Annotated in this window: 20 protein-coding genes and 1 riboswitch; of the genes, 7 read left to right on the top strand and 13 right to left on the bottom strand. The window is 69.1% G+C overall.

Going from position 1 to position 17,333, the window contains the following annotated elements:
* The first annotated feature begins 33 nt into the window (after window positions 1–33).
* A complete protein-coding gene (locus ACZ63D_RS38400; protein WP_465359242.1) occupies window positions 34–867 on the top strand; it encodes an alpha/beta fold hydrolase in 834 nt (277 codons plus the stop codon).
* Here ACZ63D_RS38400 and ACZ63D_RS38405 read toward each other — a convergent pair.
* The 4 genes from ACZ63D_RS38405 to ACZ63D_RS38420 are packed head-to-tail and all read right to left on the bottom strand — an operon-like array spanning window position 860 to window position 4,953.
* On the bottom strand, window positions 860–1,645 hold the full coding sequence (locus tag ACZ63D_RS38405; protein ID WP_465359243.1) for an ECF transporter S component: 786 nt from the start codon (window positions 1,643–1,645) through the stop codon (window positions 860–862). The genes ACZ63D_RS38400 and ACZ63D_RS38405 overlap by 8 nt on opposite strands.
* Window positions 1,642–3,240 (bottom strand): ABC transporter ATP-binding protein, encoded by a 1,599-nt coding sequence (locus ACZ63D_RS38410; RefSeq protein WP_465359244.1) that lies wholly within the window; start codon window positions 3,238–3,240, stop codon window positions 1,642–1,644. The genes ACZ63D_RS38405 and ACZ63D_RS38410 overlap by 4 nt, the downstream gene beginning before the upstream one ends.
* Window positions 3,237–4,316 (bottom strand): CbiQ family ECF transporter T component, encoded by a 1,080-nt coding sequence (locus tag ACZ63D_RS38415; RefSeq protein WP_465359245.1) that lies wholly within the window; start codon window positions 4,314–4,316, stop codon window positions 3,237–3,239. Before ACZ63D_RS38415 ends, ACZ63D_RS38410 begins: the two co-directional genes overlap by 4 nt.
* The gene (locus ACZ63D_RS38420; RefSeq protein WP_465359246.1) at window positions 4,303–4,953 is read right to left on the bottom strand and encodes a hypothetical protein; all 651 of its coding nucleotides are present in this window, start codon (window positions 4,951–4,953) and stop codon (window positions 4,303–4,305) included. The genes ACZ63D_RS38415 and ACZ63D_RS38420 overlap by 14 nt, the downstream gene beginning before the upstream one ends.
* Window positions 4,954–4,970: 17 nt before the next feature.
* A riboswitch (cobalamin riboswitch) is annotated at window positions 4,971–5,096 on the bottom strand.
* Window positions 5,097–5,142: 46 nt separating this feature from the next.
* Between ACZ63D_RS38420 and ACZ63D_RS38425 the strand changes: the two genes are divergently transcribed.
* Window positions 5,143–6,039: a Gfo/Idh/MocA family protein gene (locus ACZ63D_RS38425; protein WP_465359247.1), complete on the top strand. Its 897-nt coding sequence runs from the start codon at window positions 5,143–5,145 to the stop codon at window positions 6,037–6,039.
* Window positions 6,040–6,205: 166 nt separating this feature from the next.
* Window positions 6,206–6,937: a GNAT family N-acetyltransferase gene (locus tag ACZ63D_RS38430; protein WP_465359248.1), complete on the top strand. Its 732-nt coding sequence runs from the start codon at window positions 6,206–6,208 to the stop codon at window positions 6,935–6,937.
* Between the two features lie 48 nt (window positions 6,938–6,985).
* Here the strand turns inward: ACZ63D_RS38430 and ACZ63D_RS38435 are convergent, their stop codons facing one another.
* The 4 genes from ACZ63D_RS38435 to purF form a co-directional block, all read right to left on the bottom strand.
* Window positions 6,986–8,206 carry a cytochrome P450 gene (locus ACZ63D_RS38435; RefSeq protein WP_465359249.1) on the bottom strand — a complete coding sequence of 407 codons (1,221 nt, stop codon included), beginning with the start codon at window positions 8,204–8,206 and terminating at the stop codon, window positions 6,986–6,988.
* Between the two features lie 92 nt (window positions 8,207–8,298).
* Window positions 8,299–8,727 (bottom strand): alternative ribosome rescue aminoacyl-tRNA hydrolase ArfB, encoded by a 429-nt coding sequence (gene arfB, locus ACZ63D_RS38440; RefSeq protein ID WP_465359250.1) that lies wholly within the window; start codon window positions 8,725–8,727, stop codon window positions 8,299–8,301.
* A 33-nt stretch (window positions 8,728–8,760) separates the two neighbouring features.
* Window positions 8,761–9,831 (bottom strand): phosphoribosylformylglycinamidine cyclo-ligase, encoded by a 1,071-nt coding sequence (gene purM / locus ACZ63D_RS38445; protein ID WP_465359251.1) that lies wholly within the window; start codon window positions 9,829–9,831, stop codon window positions 8,761–8,763.
* Between the two features lie 31 nt (window positions 9,832–9,862).
* Window positions 9,863–11,401, bottom strand: coding sequence for an amidophosphoribosyltransferase (gene purF, locus ACZ63D_RS38450; protein WP_465359252.1), 1,539 nt, complete (start codon window positions 11,399–11,401; stop codon window positions 9,863–9,865).
* 273 nt (window positions 11,402–11,674) lie between these two features.
* On the opposite strand from purF, the gene ACZ63D_RS38455 reads away from it, so the two are divergent.
* Window positions 11,675–11,971 carry a DUF1330 domain-containing protein gene (locus ACZ63D_RS38455; RefSeq protein ID WP_465359253.1) on the top strand — a complete coding sequence of 99 codons (297 nt, stop codon included), beginning with the start codon at window positions 11,675–11,677 and terminating at the stop codon, window positions 11,969–11,971.
* A 115-nt stretch (window positions 11,972–12,086) separates the two neighbouring features.
* Here the strand turns inward: ACZ63D_RS38455 and ACZ63D_RS38460 are convergent, their stop codons facing one another.
* The 4 genes from ACZ63D_RS38460 to ACZ63D_RS38475 all read right to left on the bottom strand — a co-directional run bounded on the left by ACZ63D_RS38460 (window position 12,087) and on the right by ACZ63D_RS38475 (window position 14,631).
* On the bottom strand, window positions 12,087–12,476 hold the full coding sequence (locus ACZ63D_RS38460) for a hypothetical protein (RefSeq protein ID WP_465359254.1): 390 nt from the start codon (window positions 12,474–12,476) through the stop codon (window positions 12,087–12,089).
* The gene (locus tag ACZ63D_RS38465) at window positions 12,463–12,702 is read right to left on the bottom strand and encodes a DUF397 domain-containing protein (RefSeq protein ID WP_020664000.1); all 240 of its coding nucleotides are present in this window, start codon (window positions 12,700–12,702) and stop codon (window positions 12,463–12,465) included. The genes ACZ63D_RS38460 and ACZ63D_RS38465 overlap by 14 nt, the downstream gene beginning before the upstream one ends.
* Before the next feature lie 500 nt (window positions 12,703–13,202).
* Window positions 13,203–14,081, bottom strand: coding sequence for a helix-turn-helix domain-containing protein (locus ACZ63D_RS38470; protein WP_037354011.1), 879 nt, complete (start codon window positions 14,079–14,081; stop codon window positions 13,203–13,205).
* A gap of 169 nt (window positions 14,082–14,250) precedes the next feature.
* The gene (locus ACZ63D_RS38475) at window positions 14,251–14,631 is read right to left on the bottom strand and encodes a sterol carrier family protein (protein ID WP_465359255.1); all 381 of its coding nucleotides are present in this window, start codon (window positions 14,629–14,631) and stop codon (window positions 14,251–14,253) included.
* 59 nt (window positions 14,632–14,690) lie between these two features.
* Here ACZ63D_RS38475 and ACZ63D_RS38480 point away from each other — a divergent pair, with 59 nt between their 5' ends.
* Window positions 14,691–15,344 carry a type VII secretion system-associated protein gene (locus tag ACZ63D_RS38480; RefSeq protein WP_465359256.1) on the top strand — a complete coding sequence of 218 codons (654 nt, stop codon included), beginning with the start codon at window positions 14,691–14,693 and terminating at the stop codon, window positions 15,342–15,344.
* Between the two features lie 116 nt (window positions 15,345–15,460).
* A complete protein-coding gene (locus tag ACZ63D_RS38485) occupies window positions 15,461–16,252 on the top strand; it encodes a lysozyme (RefSeq protein ID WP_465359373.1) in 792 nt (263 codons plus the stop codon).
* A gap of 46 nt (window positions 16,253–16,298) precedes the next feature.
* On the opposite strand, the gene ACZ63D_RS38490 is transcribed toward ACZ63D_RS38485, so the two are convergent.
* Window positions 16,299–16,433 (bottom strand): hypothetical protein, encoded by a 135-nt coding sequence (locus ACZ63D_RS38490; protein WP_255443103.1) that lies wholly within the window; start codon window positions 16,431–16,433, stop codon window positions 16,299–16,301.
* Between ACZ63D_RS38490 and ACZ63D_RS38495 the strand changes: the two genes are divergently transcribed.
* Window positions 16,426–17,316 (top strand): lysozyme, encoded by an 891-nt coding sequence (locus ACZ63D_RS38495; RefSeq protein WP_465359257.1) that lies wholly within the window; start codon window positions 16,426–16,428, stop codon window positions 17,314–17,316. The genes ACZ63D_RS38490 and ACZ63D_RS38495 overlap by 8 nt on opposite strands.
* Window positions 17,317–17,333: the final 17 nt, after the last annotated feature.

Consider the following 17,333-nt stretch of genomic DNA (forward strand, 5'->3'; position numbering starts at 1 on the left):
TGCGCGGCCGGGCGGCTCGCTTGACTGTGCGGCATGACTTCGACGTTCGTCTTCGCCGCCGGTGCCAACGGCGTGTCCGCCGCCCCGCCGGAACTCGTGCTGCGCGGGTATCGCGGGGTCGGGGTGCCGCAGCGGGAGCAGCAGTTCCGGCTGTCGTATCAGGCTCCGCAGGATCTCGGCGCGTTCGCCACCGAACCGTCGGCGCTGGCTGGCGTGACCGTGGCCGACCAGGTCGCTGCCACGGTGGAGGTCGTCCGCCGGGCCGCCGAGCTGGGACCGGTCGTGCTGGTCGGGTCGAGCATCGGCGGCGCGCTGGTCACCCTCGTCGCCGAAGAGGTCCCCGAGCTGGTGTCGGCGCTGGTCTACGACGCCGCGTTCTGCTGCGTCGACTTGCCGACACCGGAGGAATACCTGGCGACGCCCGAGGCGGCGTCGTCGCAGGTCTGGGCGATGCTCGGGTTCATCGCGGCCGACCCGGCGGTGATCGGGGCGATGCGCTTCAACTGGCGGTCTTCCTCGGCTGAGGCGTTGACGGCGGCGAAGGCGGCGCTCTGCGCGGACGCCACCGACGGCGAGTTCTACGCCCTGCTCAACGCGATGGCTCCGGACGACATCCTCGGCCGCAGCTCCACCGACTCGCGCGGCACGCCGGAGCGGTGGGGTCGCCTCCCGCGGTTCTACGTCCGGCATCTCCAAGACCGGCTGCTTCCGCTCACCCTGCAGGACCGGATGATCGCCGAGGCCGACGCGCGCACGCCCGGCAACCAGTTCAAGGTGCACGACCTCGACACCTCGCACTTCCCGAACGCGGCCGGGATGGCCCAGTTCGTCGAGGTGCTGGACCTGGTGGGCCAGTCGATCAGCTGAACGCCGCGCGGCGGGCGGCCCGGCGCAGCACCGTCAGGATCGCCGGGCCGAGGACGAGGATCGCGACCAGGTTCGTGAGCGCGCGGCCGGTGTCCCAGCCCAGGGTGGACGTCAGCACGGTGAAGACCAGGAACCGGTGCAGGTTTTCACCGAGCGGGCCGCCCGGGACGAAGTCGAGCGCGGTGTGGTTCGCCAGGAACGGCCAGGTGAACAGGCTCATCGCGAGGCCGTAGAAGTAGGCGGCGACCACGCCGTAGACCGCCAGCAACGCGATCTCCCACCGGCCTTTCACCCGCCGAGGCAGCAGCCCGGCACCCAGGCCGACCAGCGACGACGCCAGCATCTGGAACGGCAGCCACGGCCCGACCCCGCCGGTCAGCAGCGCGGACGCGAACAGCGACGTCGAGCCGAGAACGAATCCGAAACCCGGTCCGAACACTCGCCCGGCCAGCACGAGCAGGAAGAACACCAGCTCAATCCCGCCGGTGCCGGCACTGATCGGACGCAGCGCGGCGTTCACCGCGGACAGCACGCCCAGCAGCGCGAGCGCCTTCGCGTCGAGCCCTCCGCTGGACAGCTCGGCCAGCACGATCAGGATCAGCACCGGCAGCGTCACGAGAAACACGAACGGCGCGTCGCTCACGTGCGCGGAGGTGCCGACGGTGCTGCGGGCGAGCAACGGCCAGCAGAACATCGCCAGCCCGACCACAACGGCCGCCGTCAGCACCAGCGCCGTGCGGTGCCGGATGCGGACGGCTGGACCCAAGAAGTCGGTCACGCCAGAGCCTTCGCTACCGCGTCCACGGTCAGCCACGGCTCCGGCGCGAGGATCTTCGCCACCTGCGGCGCGAAGGCGGGCGAGGCCACGACGACGTCCGCGGTCGGACCGTCCGCGACCACTTCGCCCTCGGCGAGGACCACGACGCGGTGCGCGGCGGAGGCGACGAACTCGACGTCGTGGGTGGCCAGCAGCACCGCGTGCCCGTCGGCGGCCAGATCGGCGAGGATGGTCACGAAGTGCCGCTTCGCCGGATAGTCCAGGCCCCGGGTCGGCTCGTCCAGCAACACGACCGGCGGAGCCGCGGCGAGCTGCACGGCCAGGACCAAGGCGAGCCGCTGGCCTTCGGACAGGTCGCGCGGGTTGGTGTCGTCCTCGACGCCGGGGACGAGGCGGTCGAGCAGCTTCCGGGCAGTGCCCGCGGTGACGTTCGATTCGAGGTCCGCCTGGCGGAGTTCCGCGGCGACGGAATCGAGGTACAGCAGGTCGGACGGGGTTTGCGGGACCAGCCCGACCCGGGCGCGGGCGGCCCGGGTCCGGAGCGATTTCGGGTCCGCGCCGAGGATGTCGACCGTGCCCTCGGACCGGGGTCCGCTGCCCTGCAACGCCCACAGCAGCGAGGACTTGCCCGAGCCGTTCCGGCCCATCAGCGCGACGACTTCGCCGCGGTTCAGCCGCAGGTCAACGCCGCGTACCGCGTTCACGCCGCCGTACTGGACCCGCACGCCCCGAGCGGTGAGGACCGCTTCGCCAGAGCTTTTCGCGGTCTCCGCGGGGCGACGTTCGGCCAGACGTTCCCGAAGCGGCCGGGCGAGCCGACGGGCGTCGCGGACTGACAGTGGCAGCGGCGACCAGCCCGCGAGCCGGCCCAGCTCCACGATCGGCGGCGCGACATCGGTCTCGGCGAAAACCTCCGCTGGCGGGCCGGAGACCACGGTGCCGTCGCCGGGTAGGTAAAGCAGACGGTCGGCGTACTGCGCGACGCGTTCCATCCGGTGCTCGGCGACGACGACCGTCGTGCCCAAGTCGTGCACCAATCGCGTGATCGCAGCGAGCACTTCCTCGGCCGCGGTGGGGTCGAGTGCCGACGTCGGTTCGTCGAGCACCAGCACGCTCGGATGCGCCGTGAGCACCGCGCCGATCGCGACGCGTTGCTGCTGACCGCCGGAGAGGGTCCGAAGTGGACGGTCGCGGAGTTCGGCGATGCCCAGCAGATCAAGGGTTTCTTCGACGCGTTTGCGCATCACGTCCGGCGCGACGGCGAGCTGTTCCATCGCGTACGCGAGCTCTTCCTCGACGGTATCGGTGACGAATCCGGCCAGCGGATCCTGCCCGACCACGCCGACGACCGACGCCAGCTCGCGCGGCGGATGTGTCGCGGTGTCGAGCCCGGCGACCTTGACGCGTCCGGCCAGCGTGCCGCCGGTGAAATGCGGGACCAAGCCGTTGATCGCGCCCAGCAATGTCGACTTGCCGACACCGGTGCGTCCGGCGACCAGGCAGAGTTCGCCTTCCTCGACCGTCACGTCGACGTCTCGGAGCACCGGCTGGTCCGCCCCGTCGTAAGTGACGCTGACGTGCGAGAACTCGATCATCGGACGACCTCCGACACCAGCGCCGGACGCGGCGCGAACCAAGCGGGCAGCAGGCTGATCAGCACCGCGGCGGTCGGCAGCAGCGGCAGTTCCGGCCAGGTCAGCGGGCTGGCCGGAGTGGTCAGCGAAACCGGGTCGGCGAGCAGCACGAGCACCGCGGTCGCGACGCCGCACAGCGCGACCAGCGTCTCCGGCAGCCGCCACGGATCGGGCCGGTAGGTGGTGCGCCGGATCTGCCGTCCGCCCAGCACGAATCCGGCGACGGCCAGCACGAGACCGGCGATGAGCATCGGCACGCCGAGCCACGACGCGGACCCGTCGAGCACGCCGTAGACCCCGACTGCGACGCCGACCAGGCCGGCCAGCACGCAGACCGCGATCAGCATCCGGACGCGGGGCGCGAGGTAACCGCGCCGTCCGTAGCCGCGGGAATCCATGGCCGCCGCGAGCTGCAGCGACCGGTCCATGGCGTCGGCCAGCACCGGCACGAAAATCCCCTTCACGAACCGCAGGCCGCGAGTCTTGCCGGCCCGCAGCCGACGCGCGCGGCGCACCCGCTGCACGCTCTCGACCAGCTGCGGCGCGACGGAAAGCGCGACGGTGACCGCCGTCCCCACCTCATACAGCGCCCCGGGAACGGCCTTGAGCAGGCGTTTCGGGTTCGCCAGCGCGTTCGCGGCACCAATGCAGAGCACGATCGTGGCCAGCCGAAGTCCGTCGTACAGCCCGCCGAGCAGTTCCTCGGCCGAAGTCGGGCCGAGCAGCTGGATGCCGGCGGCGACACTCGGCAGCTGGATGGCTGGCAGCGTGAACAGGACGTGGCCGCCGTCCTCGCCGCCGATCAAGATCCGGAACAGCACGCGCGACGCCAGGATCACTCCGGCGATCCAGGCGTACATCCGGAACGCCAGCGCCCATGGCGCGTCGCCGCGGCGGAGCACCACCACGAACCCGGCCACCGCGATCACCAGAGCGAGCAGAACCGGGTTCGTGGTCCGGCTCGCGGCGACGGCGAGCGCGAGCGCCCACACCCACCACGCGCCGGGATGGAGCGCTCGCGGGCTACTCCGCGGCACGCCTGCGGCGCACCGCGACGACCGTCCCGGCCACCACGAGCAGCACGACGACCACGATGCCGAGCACCAGGCCCCACGGGAAACCACTGTCCGAAGTGGACGCCGGGGCTGAGGCGGGCGCGCTGGCCTTGCGCACCGGCTCGGTGCGCGGCGGCGGATATTCGGCGTAGGACTTGCCGATCGCGAACGACCAGCCCTCGAACGCACCGGCCGGCGGCTTCCAGCTCTGCGCGCCGACCTGCGCCGACTCCCATTTCCCGCCGTTGGTGGCGGTCCAGAAGCTCCACGACGCCTTCTCCGGCGGCATGCCGGTGCAGGTCTGGTCGGCGGGTTTGCCTTCGATCTTGCACATCACCGCCAGGCCGTACTTGCCCGCTCCGGTGAGTTCGAATCCAGCGTTTTGCAGGGCGGTGACGCCGTTTTCCTGCTTGCCCAGGGCGCACCGGATCAGGGTTTCACCGCCGAGCCCCTGGAAGTCGACGATCACCGTGACGCCATTGTCGTCCTGGCAATAGCCGTCGGCGCCCTTGCCGGGCGTGGTGGCCGAAGCGGAGGAAGCCCCGCCGAGGCCGGTAGCGACGAGAAGAGCGCAGCCGGCGAGGACTCGCCCCCAGTGCCGCGCGTGCACGAACCGCATGTCAGATGTACCTCGCATCGATCGGACCACGACGGGCGATCCGGCTCGCGGCCCCTCGCGGGCCGCTCACGGTTGCGGGCCAGCGCCGGATTCTCACCGGCTTCCCCCGTTCGTGGCGAAGAACTTGTCGACGTTAACGCACCGCAGGCCCCGCCGGAAGCGACCGCGGACACACCTACACTTCCGGGCGTGGGACAGGACCAGCTGCGCGTCGGCCTCGTAGGAACCGGACCGTGGGCCACCACGGTGCACGCTCCCGGGCTCGCGGATCATCCAGGGACCGTGCTCAGCGCCGTGTGGAGCCGTCGGCCGGAAGCCGCCGCCGCGCTCGCGCAGGACTACGACGCCGTGCCCACCAGCGACCTGGACGAGCTGTTCGAGCAGGTCGACGCCCTCGCGTTCGCCGTGCCGCCGACCGTGCAGGCCGAACTGGCGACCCGGGCCGCGGAGGCGGGCAAGCACCTGATCCTGGAGAAACCGATCGCCCCAGACCTGGCCACGGCGCAGCGGCTCGCCGATGCCGTGTCGTCCGCTGGCGTCGCCTCGCTGGTGATGCTGACGTTGCGATTCGCCCAGCAGACGCGCGACTGGCTGGACGGCGTCACCGCCGCTGGCGGTTGGCGAGGAGGCACCGTGCGGTGGCTGTCCGGTGCCCTGCTCGCGGGCAAATACGCCACCTCCGCCTGGCGACAGGACCCGGCTGGCGGCGCGCTCGCCGACATCGGCCCGCACGCGTTCGATCTCTTGGACGCCGCCCTCGGCCCGATCACCAACGTCCTCGCCGCGCACCGTGGTCCCGAAGACCTGTGGCAACTGCTGCTTGAACACGAGGGTGGCATCACCAGCACCGCGACACTCAGCCTGCGCCTACCGGTGCAGCCGACAGTGGTCGAGTACTCGGTCTTCGGCGAGCACGGCCTCCGCACGCTCGGCCGCACCGGCACCGCGAATGACGCGTACACCGCGCTGCTGGACGATTTCGCCGCGATGGTGTCGTGCGGAACGACCACGCACCCCTGCGACGTCCGGCGGGGCGTGCACCTGGCTCGGATCGTGGACCAGGCGCGGGCCGCGCTGAGTTCATAATTCGCTTGCCCGGGCTGAGATGATGGCCTTTTCGGACGAAGGAATGCCTATGTGCTCCGCCACGGCCCACTCCGGCCGCGTGGCCTGAGCTGTTCGGCCTGCGCTTGGGGTGGGATTGCCCAGCCCGGTTTTTGTGCTGCCCTTCTTCGAAAGGCCTTCCTTCAAGATGTCCGTCCTTCAGGCATACGTCCGCGCGACCGCACCGATCGGCCGCGCTACCGAACGAATCGGCCCGTTCCTGGCGACTTTCGCCCAGGACAACTCTCATCCGATGGCGAACTACGCCATCCCCGACGACGGCGCCACGCCTTCACCGGCCGAGATCGCTCTCCTGATTTCCGCCTACCAGCAACGAAATCTCCTGCCCCGGCTGGAGTTCTTCACCGAGGCGGCTCCCGATGTCGAGGCGGTGCTCGTCGCCGCGGGGTTCACCCTGGAACGACGTGTTCCGGTGATGACCTGCACTGCCGAGGATCGCGTCGATTGTGTTGCCCCAGAACACATCCGGCTGCGGGAACCGTCGTCCGACGACGACTTCCGCCGCCTGCGGTCCGTGCAGAACGTCGCCTTCGGCGGGTCTCCGGAGGTGTCGGACGCCGAGATCGAACGCAACCGGCACCATCTGACCGTCCTGGCAGAGGCCGGGGAAACCGTGGTGGGTGGCGGGCTCGCGCTCGATATCGTTTCCGGTGCAACGGAAATCGTCGGCATCGCGGTAGCCGCCGAACACCGCGGCCAAGGCATCGCTTCGGCAATCACCGCATACCTAACACGTCTCGCCCACGAACGCGGTGCGCAGACGGCGTTCCTTACGCCGGGCGATGTGGGGATTGGGACGGTGTACCGGCGTGCTGGGTATCGCGTTGCTGGCGAGTGTGTGCATTTGTCGCTGAGTTAAGGAGTTCCTTGCCGCCGCAACGCATTGCCGTTGCGGCGGCAAGGCACGTCACCTTGACCACTCGACCGGCACTTCCCGCACCCCGCGGATCACGCCGTAGGTGCGCCGAGGCCGGGCGTCCGGCTGAAGCCGCAGATCCGGCAGTGCCGTAAGCAGTTCGTCCAGCATGACCCGCAACTCGAGCCGGGCAAGATGCCTGCCGAGACACCGATGCGCACCGGCTCCCCAGCCGAGGTGGGCTGGCCTCGTCCGCCCGCGCTCCGGTCGGAAGACATCACCGTCGATGAAATGCCGCTCGTCGCGATTGGCGCTTCCCCAGGCGAGCAGCACCCGATCCCCGGCGTCGAGCAGCACTCCGCCCAGCGTGGTCGACCGGGTGACGGCCCGACCGGTGGCCGCCACCGCTGGTTCGTACCGGACCGCTTCCTCGATGAACTCGTCCAGTGCCTTAGGGCTTTCGCGGACCCGGTCCCGCAGGTCAGAGTCCTCGGCCAGCAGCAGTGCCATCGTGGCCGCCGCGTCGGTGGTGGTCAGCTGCCCGGCGGCGACCATCAGCGACGCGAAGCGCAGCACCTGCCGTTCACTGACCGGCTCGTCGAGGTCGGCGTGAATCACGTCGGACAGCATGTCGTTTCTCGGCGCGCCAGCTCGCTCGCGGATATGGCCGAGCAGGAGCTTCGCGTACTCCCGGCCACGCTCCTCAGCTTCCTCCCGGCTTTCGGCGGCGACCAGTCGCTTGGCCTGGTCCGCCAGCAGCTCCCGGTCGCTTTCCGCAATGCCGAGCAAAGCCGCGACCACCAGAGGCGGGACCACCTGCGTGTAAGCGGTCACCAGGTCGGCCTGGCCGTCGTCGGCGAACCCGGCGAGGGTCCCTCGGCACAACCGCCGGATGAGTGACTCGTGTTTCTTCGCCGCGGCCGGAGTGAAATAGGGCTGGAGAACACGACGCCAAGCCAGGTGCGCTTGGCCGTCGAATTCAAATAATGGTGCTCGAGGCGACGGATTATCACCAGATCCAGCATCTTCGGCTACGACATCCGCAGCTCCGAGGCCAGAGACATACGAACTGTATATGTCGCCGTTGCTGGCCGCTTCCCGGATCTCGTCGTAGCCGGTCAGCAGGTGAAACCCGCCGTGCGCGGAGCTTTTCGCCACCGGGCAGACCTGGCGGATAGCACCGAGACGTGCGTAAACGTCCTCGGCAACCGCAGGATCGAGATGGTCGAAATCGACTTCGGCGGGAATTCGCCGTTCAGGAGATCGCGTCACTCCCCAGAATTAGCGAAAAGGAAAAAGAAGCCGCAAGAAGACAACTCAGCGATATCCCCAGCCAAGCCTTCACCCGCAGTGATCAACAACGCCTAATCGTCAAACCGCCCACCGCGCCCGCGCTTGACGTCGCTGCGACGTTTCTTCGCCGCCAGCCGACGTTCCTTCGAGCCGCGCGAAGGCTTGGTAGGCCGTCGCTTGGGCGGCGGTGGCGCGGAGGCCGTCGTCAACACCTCGGCCAACCGCTCCCGGGCAGCGTCGCGGTTCATCAGCTGGGACCGGTATTCGCTGGCCGCGATGGTCAGCACTCCGTCGACCAGGCGGGTGCCCAGCCGGGCCGTGATGCGTTCTTTCAGTGCGGGCGGGATCACGGCGGAGCTCGCGACGTCGAACGACAGCTCGACGCGCGAGTCCGTCGTGTTCACGCCTTGTCCGCCCGGTCCTGAGGATCGGGAGAACCGCTCTCGCAGTTCGGCGCCCGGGATCACGAACCGGGCGCCGACGCGTACGTCCTCCGCCATGCCTTCAGTGTCTCAAGCCGGGGCAAGCGGCTTTCAGAACCGCGGGTGGTCGCCGGACAGCACCGCGCGCGGGCCGTCCGGGTCTTCGGCGGGCTGGACGTCGCCGAGGATCCACGCGGGCACGTGCCGGGCGGTCAGCACCGCCAGTGCGCGGTCGACGTCCTCGGCCGAGACGATCGCGACCATCCCGACGCCCATGTTGAACGTCTTCTCCAGCTCCGCGCGCTCGACCTTGCCGCGCTGGCCGATCACCGCGAACACCGGGGCCGGGGTCCACGTGCCGCGTTCGAGCTTGGCGACCAGGCCGCGCGGCATCACGCGCGCGAGGTTCGCTTCGAGGCCGCCGCCGGTGATGTGCGCGAACGTGCGCACCTCGGTCTCGGCGACCAGGGCGAGGCAGTCCTTCGCGTAGATCTTGGTGGGTTCGAGCAGTTCCTCGCCCAGCGTGCGGCCGAACTCCTCGACGTGCCCGTCCAGCGGCATCCGCGCGATGTCCAGCAGCACGTGCCGGGCCAGCGAGTAGCCGTTGGAGTGCAGCCCGGACGAGCCCATGGCGAGCACGACGTCACCGGGGCGGACCTTCTCCGGCGACAGCAGCGCGGACGCCTCGACCGCGCCGACGCCGGTGGCCGACAGGTCGTAGTCGTGCTCGCCCATCAGGCCCGGGTGCTCGGCGGTCTCGCCGCCGAGCAGCGCGCAGCCCGCCTGGACACAGCCCTCGGCGATGCCGCCGACCAGCGCCGCGATCTTCTCCGGCACCACCTTGCCGACCGCGATGTAGTCCTGCAGGAACAGCGGCTCGGCCCCGGTGACGACCAGGTCGTCGACCACCATCGCGACCAGGTCGATGCCGACCGTGTCGTGCTTGTCGAGCGCCTGCGCGACCGCGATCTTGGTGCCGACGCCGTCGGTCGACGACGCGAGGATCGGCTCTTTCCACTTGTCGAGCTTGAGGGAGAAAAGCCCGGCGAAACCGCCGACCCCGCCGCGCACCTCGGGCCTCGTGGCCCGCTCGGCGTGTGGCTTGAGCAGCTCGACGGCCTGGTCACCGGCGTCGATGCTGACCCCGGCGGCTGCGTACGTGGCGCTCGTGGACTCGCTCACGGAAGCGGACTCCCTACTGGACTTGCTTGGTTCACGGACGCCGGACGGCGTCTTCGGCACCGTACCCGGCGGCGCTGACCGGAGTCGCCGCGCCACCGGCGGCGTCCATGCTTTCGAGCAGGTGCTTGCCGATGAGCGCGTCCTCGGGCAGCGGAATCGGGTATTCGCCGGAGAAGCAGGCCGTGCACAGCCGCGACTTCGGCTGCTCGGACGCCGCGACCAGGCCGTCCAGCGAAATGTAGCCGAGCGAATCGGCCCCGATCGAACGGCGGATGCCGTCGAGGTCGACGCCGTTGGCGACGAGTTCAGCGCGCGAGGCGAAGTCGATGCCGTAGAAGCACGGCCACCGCACCGGCGGCGACGCGATCCGCACGTGCACCTCGAGCGCACCGGCCTCGCGCAGCATCCGCACGAGCGCGCGCTGGGTGTTGCCGCGGACGATCGAGTCGTCCACCACGACCAGCCGCTTGCCGCGGATGACGTCGCGCAGCGGGTTCAGCTTCAACCGGATGCCCAGCTGCCGGATCGTCTGCGACGGCTGGATAAAGGTGCGCCCGACGTAGGCGTTCTTGACCAGGCCGGTGCCGTACGGCAGGCCCGAGCCCTGCGCGTATCCGATCGCGGCCGGCGTGCCGGACTCCGGAACGGGCATCACGAGGTCGGCGTCGACCGGGTGCTCGGCGGCCAGCTTGCGGCCGATCTCGACGCGCGTGGCGTGCACGCTGCGGCCGGCGATCGACGTGTCCGGACGCGCGAGGTAGACGTACTCGAAAACGCAGCCCTTCGGCTCCGGGTTCGCGAACCGCGACGAGCGCAGCCCCTCGGCGTCGATGGCGATCAGCTCGCCCGGCTCGACCTCGCGCACGAACGACGCGCCGCAGATGTCGAGCGCGGCGGTCTCGCTCGCCACGACCCAGCCGCGCTCCAGCCGACCGAGCACCAGCGGGTGCACGCCGTGCGGGTCGCGGGCCGCGTACAGGGTGTTCTCGTCGGCGAAGACCAGGCAGAACGCGCCCTTGAGGGTGGGCAGCAGGTCCAGCGCGGCGGCCTCGATGCCCTTGTCCGCGGCGTTCGCGGCGAGCAGGCCGCAGACGAGGTCGGAGTCGCTCGAGGACCCGGTGAGCCCGGCGTGCGGCTTCAACCCGGCGGCGACGGTGCGATCGCGCAGCTCGGCGGTGTTGACCAGGTTGCCGTTGTGCGCGAAGGACAGGCCGCTGCCGGTGTCCGTGGTGCGGAAGATCGGCTGGGCGTTCTCCCAGATCGTGGCTCCGGTCGTGGAGTACCGGCAGTGCCCGACGGCGATGTGCCCCTGCAGGGACTGCAGGACCTGCTCGTCGAAAACCTGGCTGACGAGCCCGAGGTCCTTGAAGACGACGATCTGCGAGCCGTCCGAGACGGAAATGCCCGCTGCCTCCTGCCCGCGGTGCTGCAGGGCGTAGAGGCCGTAGTAGGTGAGCTTGGCGACCTCTTCCCCGGGAGCCCAGACGCCGAAGACGCCGCACTCCTCACGGGGTTCCGGTTCGGGTTGATCTTCGGGACGAGCAGGACTGGCGGAGGGGTCGGAAACCACCGGGAAGCTCCCAGGAAGACGCGGGCGGGCCGGGTTCAAGTGTAAGGGGTGGACGGCGAGGGGGGCCGGTCCGCGGCGTGGTTCTGCCCACTACGGGGGAGGGTTTCCGGATCGGTGCTCTCGGTTCGGAGCGGGGGTCTTATGGGCAGAGTGCCTGCTTAGGCGCGCTCCGTCACCGCGCGGCAGGGGCCTCGACCCTGGTCGCCAACTCGTAGAGAGTGCTGTACGTATCTCGCGAAGTCGGAGCAGTCCGGCCGAACACAGGAGGTTTCCGTGGCCAAGGGCTACTGGGTCAGCGTCTACCGCGACATTTCCGACCCGGAACGGCTGGCTGCCTACGACAAGCTGGCCGCGGCGGCCGTCCGAGCCGCGGGCGGGCGGGTCTTGTCCCGCGGCAGCGGCCGAAGCACCATCCGCGAGGCCGGGATCGCGGAACGCGTCGTTCTGATCGAGTTCGACAGCTTCGAACAGGCCGTCGCGGCCTACGAGAGCGAGGCGTACCAGGAGGCGCTGGTGACCCTCGCCGGCAGTGTCGAGCGCGACTTCCGCATCGTCGAAGGCGTCGAGTGACCACGCGCCAAGCGGACGTCGGGCGGAAATGAGCCAGGCCCCGCACGAAATGGATTGGGCCACTTCGTGCGGAGCCTGAAATCAGGGGCCGGTGGGGACGGCGCGGAGCGGTGGATCAGCGAGCGGCCAACCACTTCGAGCGGCCGCCGCGACCGGGAACCCAGCAGCCGTTCGCGGGGGCGGCCGCGACAGCCGGTGGGCGCTCGGGGAGGGCGAGGACCTCGCCCAGTACCTGGCCTGCCTCGCCGCGCGAGCGCCACAGCGTGGACTCGGGGGCGAAGATGTTCTTCTCGCTGCCAGGGAGGCGAGTGGCTTCGGCGTCGTCTTCGGCGTTCAAGCGGACGACGTCCACCACGTTGTCGTGGGCTCGCACTCCGACCACGGCCTGCACCTCGCCGCTTCCGTCCGTCGGGTGGACGAACTGGTAGCCGCGGGCGATCAGCTGCCGCAGGCCTCGCTCGATGTCGAAGCGCGAGTCGACGACGTGGGACTCAGCCGAGGACATCGTCGAATTCGCCGTCCTTCGCGCCTGCGAGGAAGGCGGCCATTTCAGCGCGCGTGTAGACGAGCGCGGGACCCTCTGGGAAGCGGGAGTTCCGCATCGCGATCTCGCCGGAGGTCAGCGGGGCCACTTCGACGCAGTTGCCCACCGCGCCGCTGTAGCTCGCCTTGCGCCACTGGGCGCCGGTCAGACGGTCGGCCGGAATACCGTTCTCGAACCGCTCAGCCATGATGCCACCTTCCGTGAAGGACGATGAAAAGCTCAGGAATCTGCATGTGCATCTGCCCGTGACTTCGACGCTAGCACGCGCGCATGCAGCGGTAAATGCACGTGCAGAATTTTCTGCAAATTTCTCACTGCGTGACGGCACGGTTCAGTAGAAGTTCCCATACGGGTGAGTCGAGCACTACCCGAACGGGCTAATTATCACCATGGGTCACGATATTGGCGATCTGTTAACGCAGCGCGTTCGTAACTGGCTGCCTTCGGGTGCGGCGGGTGAATGAAGAACACGGGCTGTGATTGCGCGCGCCGCGATAGAGAGACGCGGAACCGGGTCAGCGGAAACGGGTTTCCCCGACTTATGCACGTTCAGTGATGGGAAATGCGGGCGGGCAGCCTTTATTCGGCTGCCTGTCGCTCGATGGGCGGACTGAAATTCTCGACGGGGAGAATTCGACGACCCGGTGCGGCGGAGACAGATACAACCGCGGCGGTAGGAAGCTGCGCTTAGATCTCGGCCTTGCGCTTGGCGATGCGGGCCCGGCTGCGCTCGGGCGTCTCCGCGTCGACGGCGAGCAGGTCCAGCGCCCGGCCGTACTTCTCGATCTCGTCGCGTTTGTCCAGGTAGTGCGCGCCGGTCAGGTACTCGACGTAGACGATGTTCGGCAGTTCCGCCTCCGCGAAGCGCAGCAGCGAGAAGGCGTGCTCGGCCGACAGACCGCTGCGGCAGTACGGCAGGATCTGCACCGACACGTGCGGCAGCGTGGTGACCTCGAGCAGGTACTCCAGCTGCTGCCGGAACACCTTCGGGCCGCCGATCGGCCGGTACAGCACCGATTCGTCGAGCACCGCCCAGATCCGCGGCGCGTCCGGGCGGGCCAGCATCTTCTGCCGCCGCATGCGCAGGGCGACCAGCTGATCCACGCGTTCGTCGGCCATTTCCGGGCGGCCGTGGCTGAAGATCGCTCTCGCGTACGGCTCGATCTGCAGCAGGCCGGAGACGAACAGCGGCTCCCAGATCTGAATGCGGGACGCCGCTTCCTCCAAGCCGACGAGGTCGGTGAACCATCCCGGCACCGTCTCCCCGAACTTGCGCCACCAGCCCGCTTCGTTCGACTGCTTGACCATGTCGAGGAACGCTTTGCGCTCCTCCTCGTCGGAGACGCCGTACATGGTGAGCAGGTCGGCGACGTCGCGTTCCTTGAAGCCGACCCGGCCGAGTTCCAGCCGGGAGATCTTCGATTCCGAACCGCGGATGTTGTAGCCCGCCTGCTGGCGCGTGATCCCGGCTTCCTCGCGCAACCGGCGAAGCTGCGAACCGAGGATCATCCGGCGCGCTGTCGGGCCGAGGCTCTGCTCGCCGGCGGACACGCCTACCGCGTTCATGACCAGGGCCCTTCCATCGCCGCTCATTCATCCCGGGAATCGAAATCCGACTACCCAAAGTACACGCAAGGCCCTGCTCCAGACAGCGTGGCTCAGGCCTCGGCTCAGGGGATTCTACGGAGTGTGTGCCTCAGAAGACACTCCTGAGGGGAACGAATTGCCGCGGAAGTCAGATCCGCACGACCGGGAGCCAGTGCGAGAGGTCGGCCCGGCTGCCCGAGGCGGACACGCGAGCGGCGCTGAGCGCGTCGTCCCAGTCCAGGAGGCCGGTGGCCAGCTCCAGCCACGTCCGCGGATCGGTCTCGACGACGTTCGGCGGCGTGCCGCGGGTGTGCCGCGGGCCTTCGATGCACTGCACCGCGGCGTACGGCGGCACCCGGACCTCGACGGTGTGGCCGGGCGCGTCCTGGGCGAGGGTCCGCAGCGTCGCGCGCACCGCGGCGGCCAGTTCAGGACGGGCCGGATCCGGTCCGTCACCACGCAACCAGTCCGAAACGGCCAGCACCGCCGCCCGTAACTGAGCGGGATCGACCGAACGCGAAGAGGCCATGCGACAACAGTAGAGTGGCCGCGGACGGACTTTCAGGCACCCGGCACCGAGGGACGGCGATGGCGCAGCGGGACGAGGCAGATCGGATGGTTTCCCGGACCCCGGCGGGCAAACGCGCGCGCCGGAACGCGTACCCCCGCCGCGGGCCGCAAGGGAAACCCGAGATCACTCCCGAGATGCGGGCCAACGCGCGGACGAACCCGAACAGCTGGCTGTACGTCATCGACGAGGCCTTCGACGCCCGCGGTCCGGTGCCCTCGTGGGCGGTCGTCGGCGCGTATCCGGTGAACGGGACGGGAGAGGTCGTCGAGGACTTCCACCCCAACGACCGGTACCGGCCCTCGCCCAAGGCGCTCGGTTTTCCCGAGCCGCGCAACGAACTCGAGCGGCTGCTGCAGATGGTCCGGACCGAGCACCGGCCCGCCGAGGACCTGCCGCGCGTCATCCTCGATTCGACGCTGCTCGTCTACGCCCTGTCTCCGGTGCAGCGCACGGTGATCGGCTTCCACAACGCCGACGGCCGGGTCATGGTCCCGGCGTACACGTCGAAGTCGCTGGTGCCGCGCGAATGGCCGCACGCCCGCGCGGTGCTCGGCCGCGACATCGTCGGGCTGCTCGCCGGGCATCCGCTCGCGATCAACCCGCACGACCTGATCACCGCGGTCGTCCCGGCCGAGCAGCTGATGAGGGCGCTGGCCGAAGAGCGGCGCTGACCTGGGCGGACCACACTGCCGGGTGATCATGATTCGCCGAACTCCGCGCATCCGGGCATCGTGACGCAGTAGGAGTACACGCGTCCGGTGAGGAGTCCTGGGTGAAGCGTCATCTGCTGCTGCGCTGGAGCGCGGTTCTCTTCGCCGGGATCACCGGCACGTCCCTGTGCGAAACCGCGACGGCGGCGCCGAGCTACGCCGGGGCCGCGGACAACTACGCCGGTTCGCAAATCGCGAAACACGAAGGCGTGCTGGGATCGCCGAACATCTCGTACACGGCGCAAGACCAGTACCTCGGGCACGACGTCAGCGGACACCAGGGCCCGGTCGACTGGCCTGCCGCGGCGGGCGCGGGCTCGAAGTTCGTGTACGTGAAAGCGACCGAGGGCACCGGGTTCGTCAGCGGGCAATTCGCCCAGCAGTACAACGGTTCCTACCAAGCCGGGATCATCCGCGGCGCCTACCACTTCGCCCGCCCGGACGTGTCCGACGGCGCCGCGCAGGCCAACTACTTCCTCGCGCACGGCGGCGGCTGGTCGGCCGACGGCAAGACGCTTCCGGGCGCACTCGACATGGAATACAACCCCTACGGCGAAACGTGTTACGGCAAGGACGCGAACGGGATGGTCGCGTGGGTCCGCGCGTTCTCCGACACCTATCTCGCCCGCACCGGACGGCTGCCGACGATCTATACGTCGACTAGCTGGTGGAAACGCTGCACCGGAAACAACCCTTCTTTCGGAGGGAATCCGCTGTGGATCGCGCGCTACAACTCCTTCATCGGCGAACTGCCCGCGGGCTGGGGACAGCACGCCATCTGGCAGTTCTCGGACAGCGGGACCCTGCCCGGGGACCAGAACTGGCTCAACGGAGCCCAAACAGCGCTACGCAATCTGGCATTCGGGTGAACATTCGTGACGAGGTCACGAATTAGTCATCACCGCCCGATGAAAATCACCCACTGGCCCATTCATCTTCACGGAACTTGATGACAAACGACGATTCGTCCTCAAGAATCTCCCCCGTGGCGGCTACCTGCACATAGCCGCCCTCCGCGAGGGTATCTGTGAAGGGATCGACGATGTCCACTTCCCGAAGAGGACGGCGCATCACGCTGCTGTCCGCACTGACCGTCCCGGTTGTCGCGCTCCTGCTCGGCGCTTCGACCGAGGCGATGGCCGCCCCGGCGGCTTCCCCGCTTTCGACGCGGGAGATCAACGCCGTCAACGCCGACATCCAGGCGAACAACCACGTCATGGGGTCGCAAATCCGGCGCGTCGAGGGTGACCGGTCCACCCCCGAGACGCAAGCCGCCGCGCAGCGACCGCAGCCCGCGGCCGCGCTGCCGAACCAGGTGGCGGCCACCGTCGCCGGCATGGACGTCGCCAGCTACCAGGGCAACGTCGACTGGGGAAACTGGTGGGGCCAGGGCAAGCGGTTCGTCTGGACCAAAGCGACCGAGAGCACCAACTACACCAACCCGTACTTCGCCCAGCAATACAACGGTTCCTACAACCAGGGCTTCATCCGCGGCGCCTACCACTTCGCCACCCCGAACACCTCCAGCGGCGCGGCACAGGCGACCTACTTCGTCGCACACGGCGGCGGGTGGTCCGGGGACGGCAAAACGCTGCCGGGCGCGCTGGACATGGAGTACAACCCTTACGGCGCGACCTGTTACGGGTTGAGCAAATCCGCGATGACGGCGTGGATCAAGGACTTCCACGACACCTATCACGCGAAAACGGGCCGCTGGCCGGTGATCTACACGTCGACGAACTGGTGGAGCCAGTGCGTCGACGGCGATTTCTCCAGCACCGCGCCGCTGTGGGTCGCGCGGTACGCGTCCTCGGCTGGAACGCTTCCGTACGCCTGGGGTTACTACACCGTGTGGCAGTACACCTCGAGCCCGCTGGACCAGGACACGTTCAACGGCGCCTACGACCGGCTGCAGGCACTCGCCAACGGCTGACCTGACGGGCGCGCACC

The sequence above is a fragment of the Amycolatopsis sp. NPDC104775 genome (genome assembly GCF_055583325.1).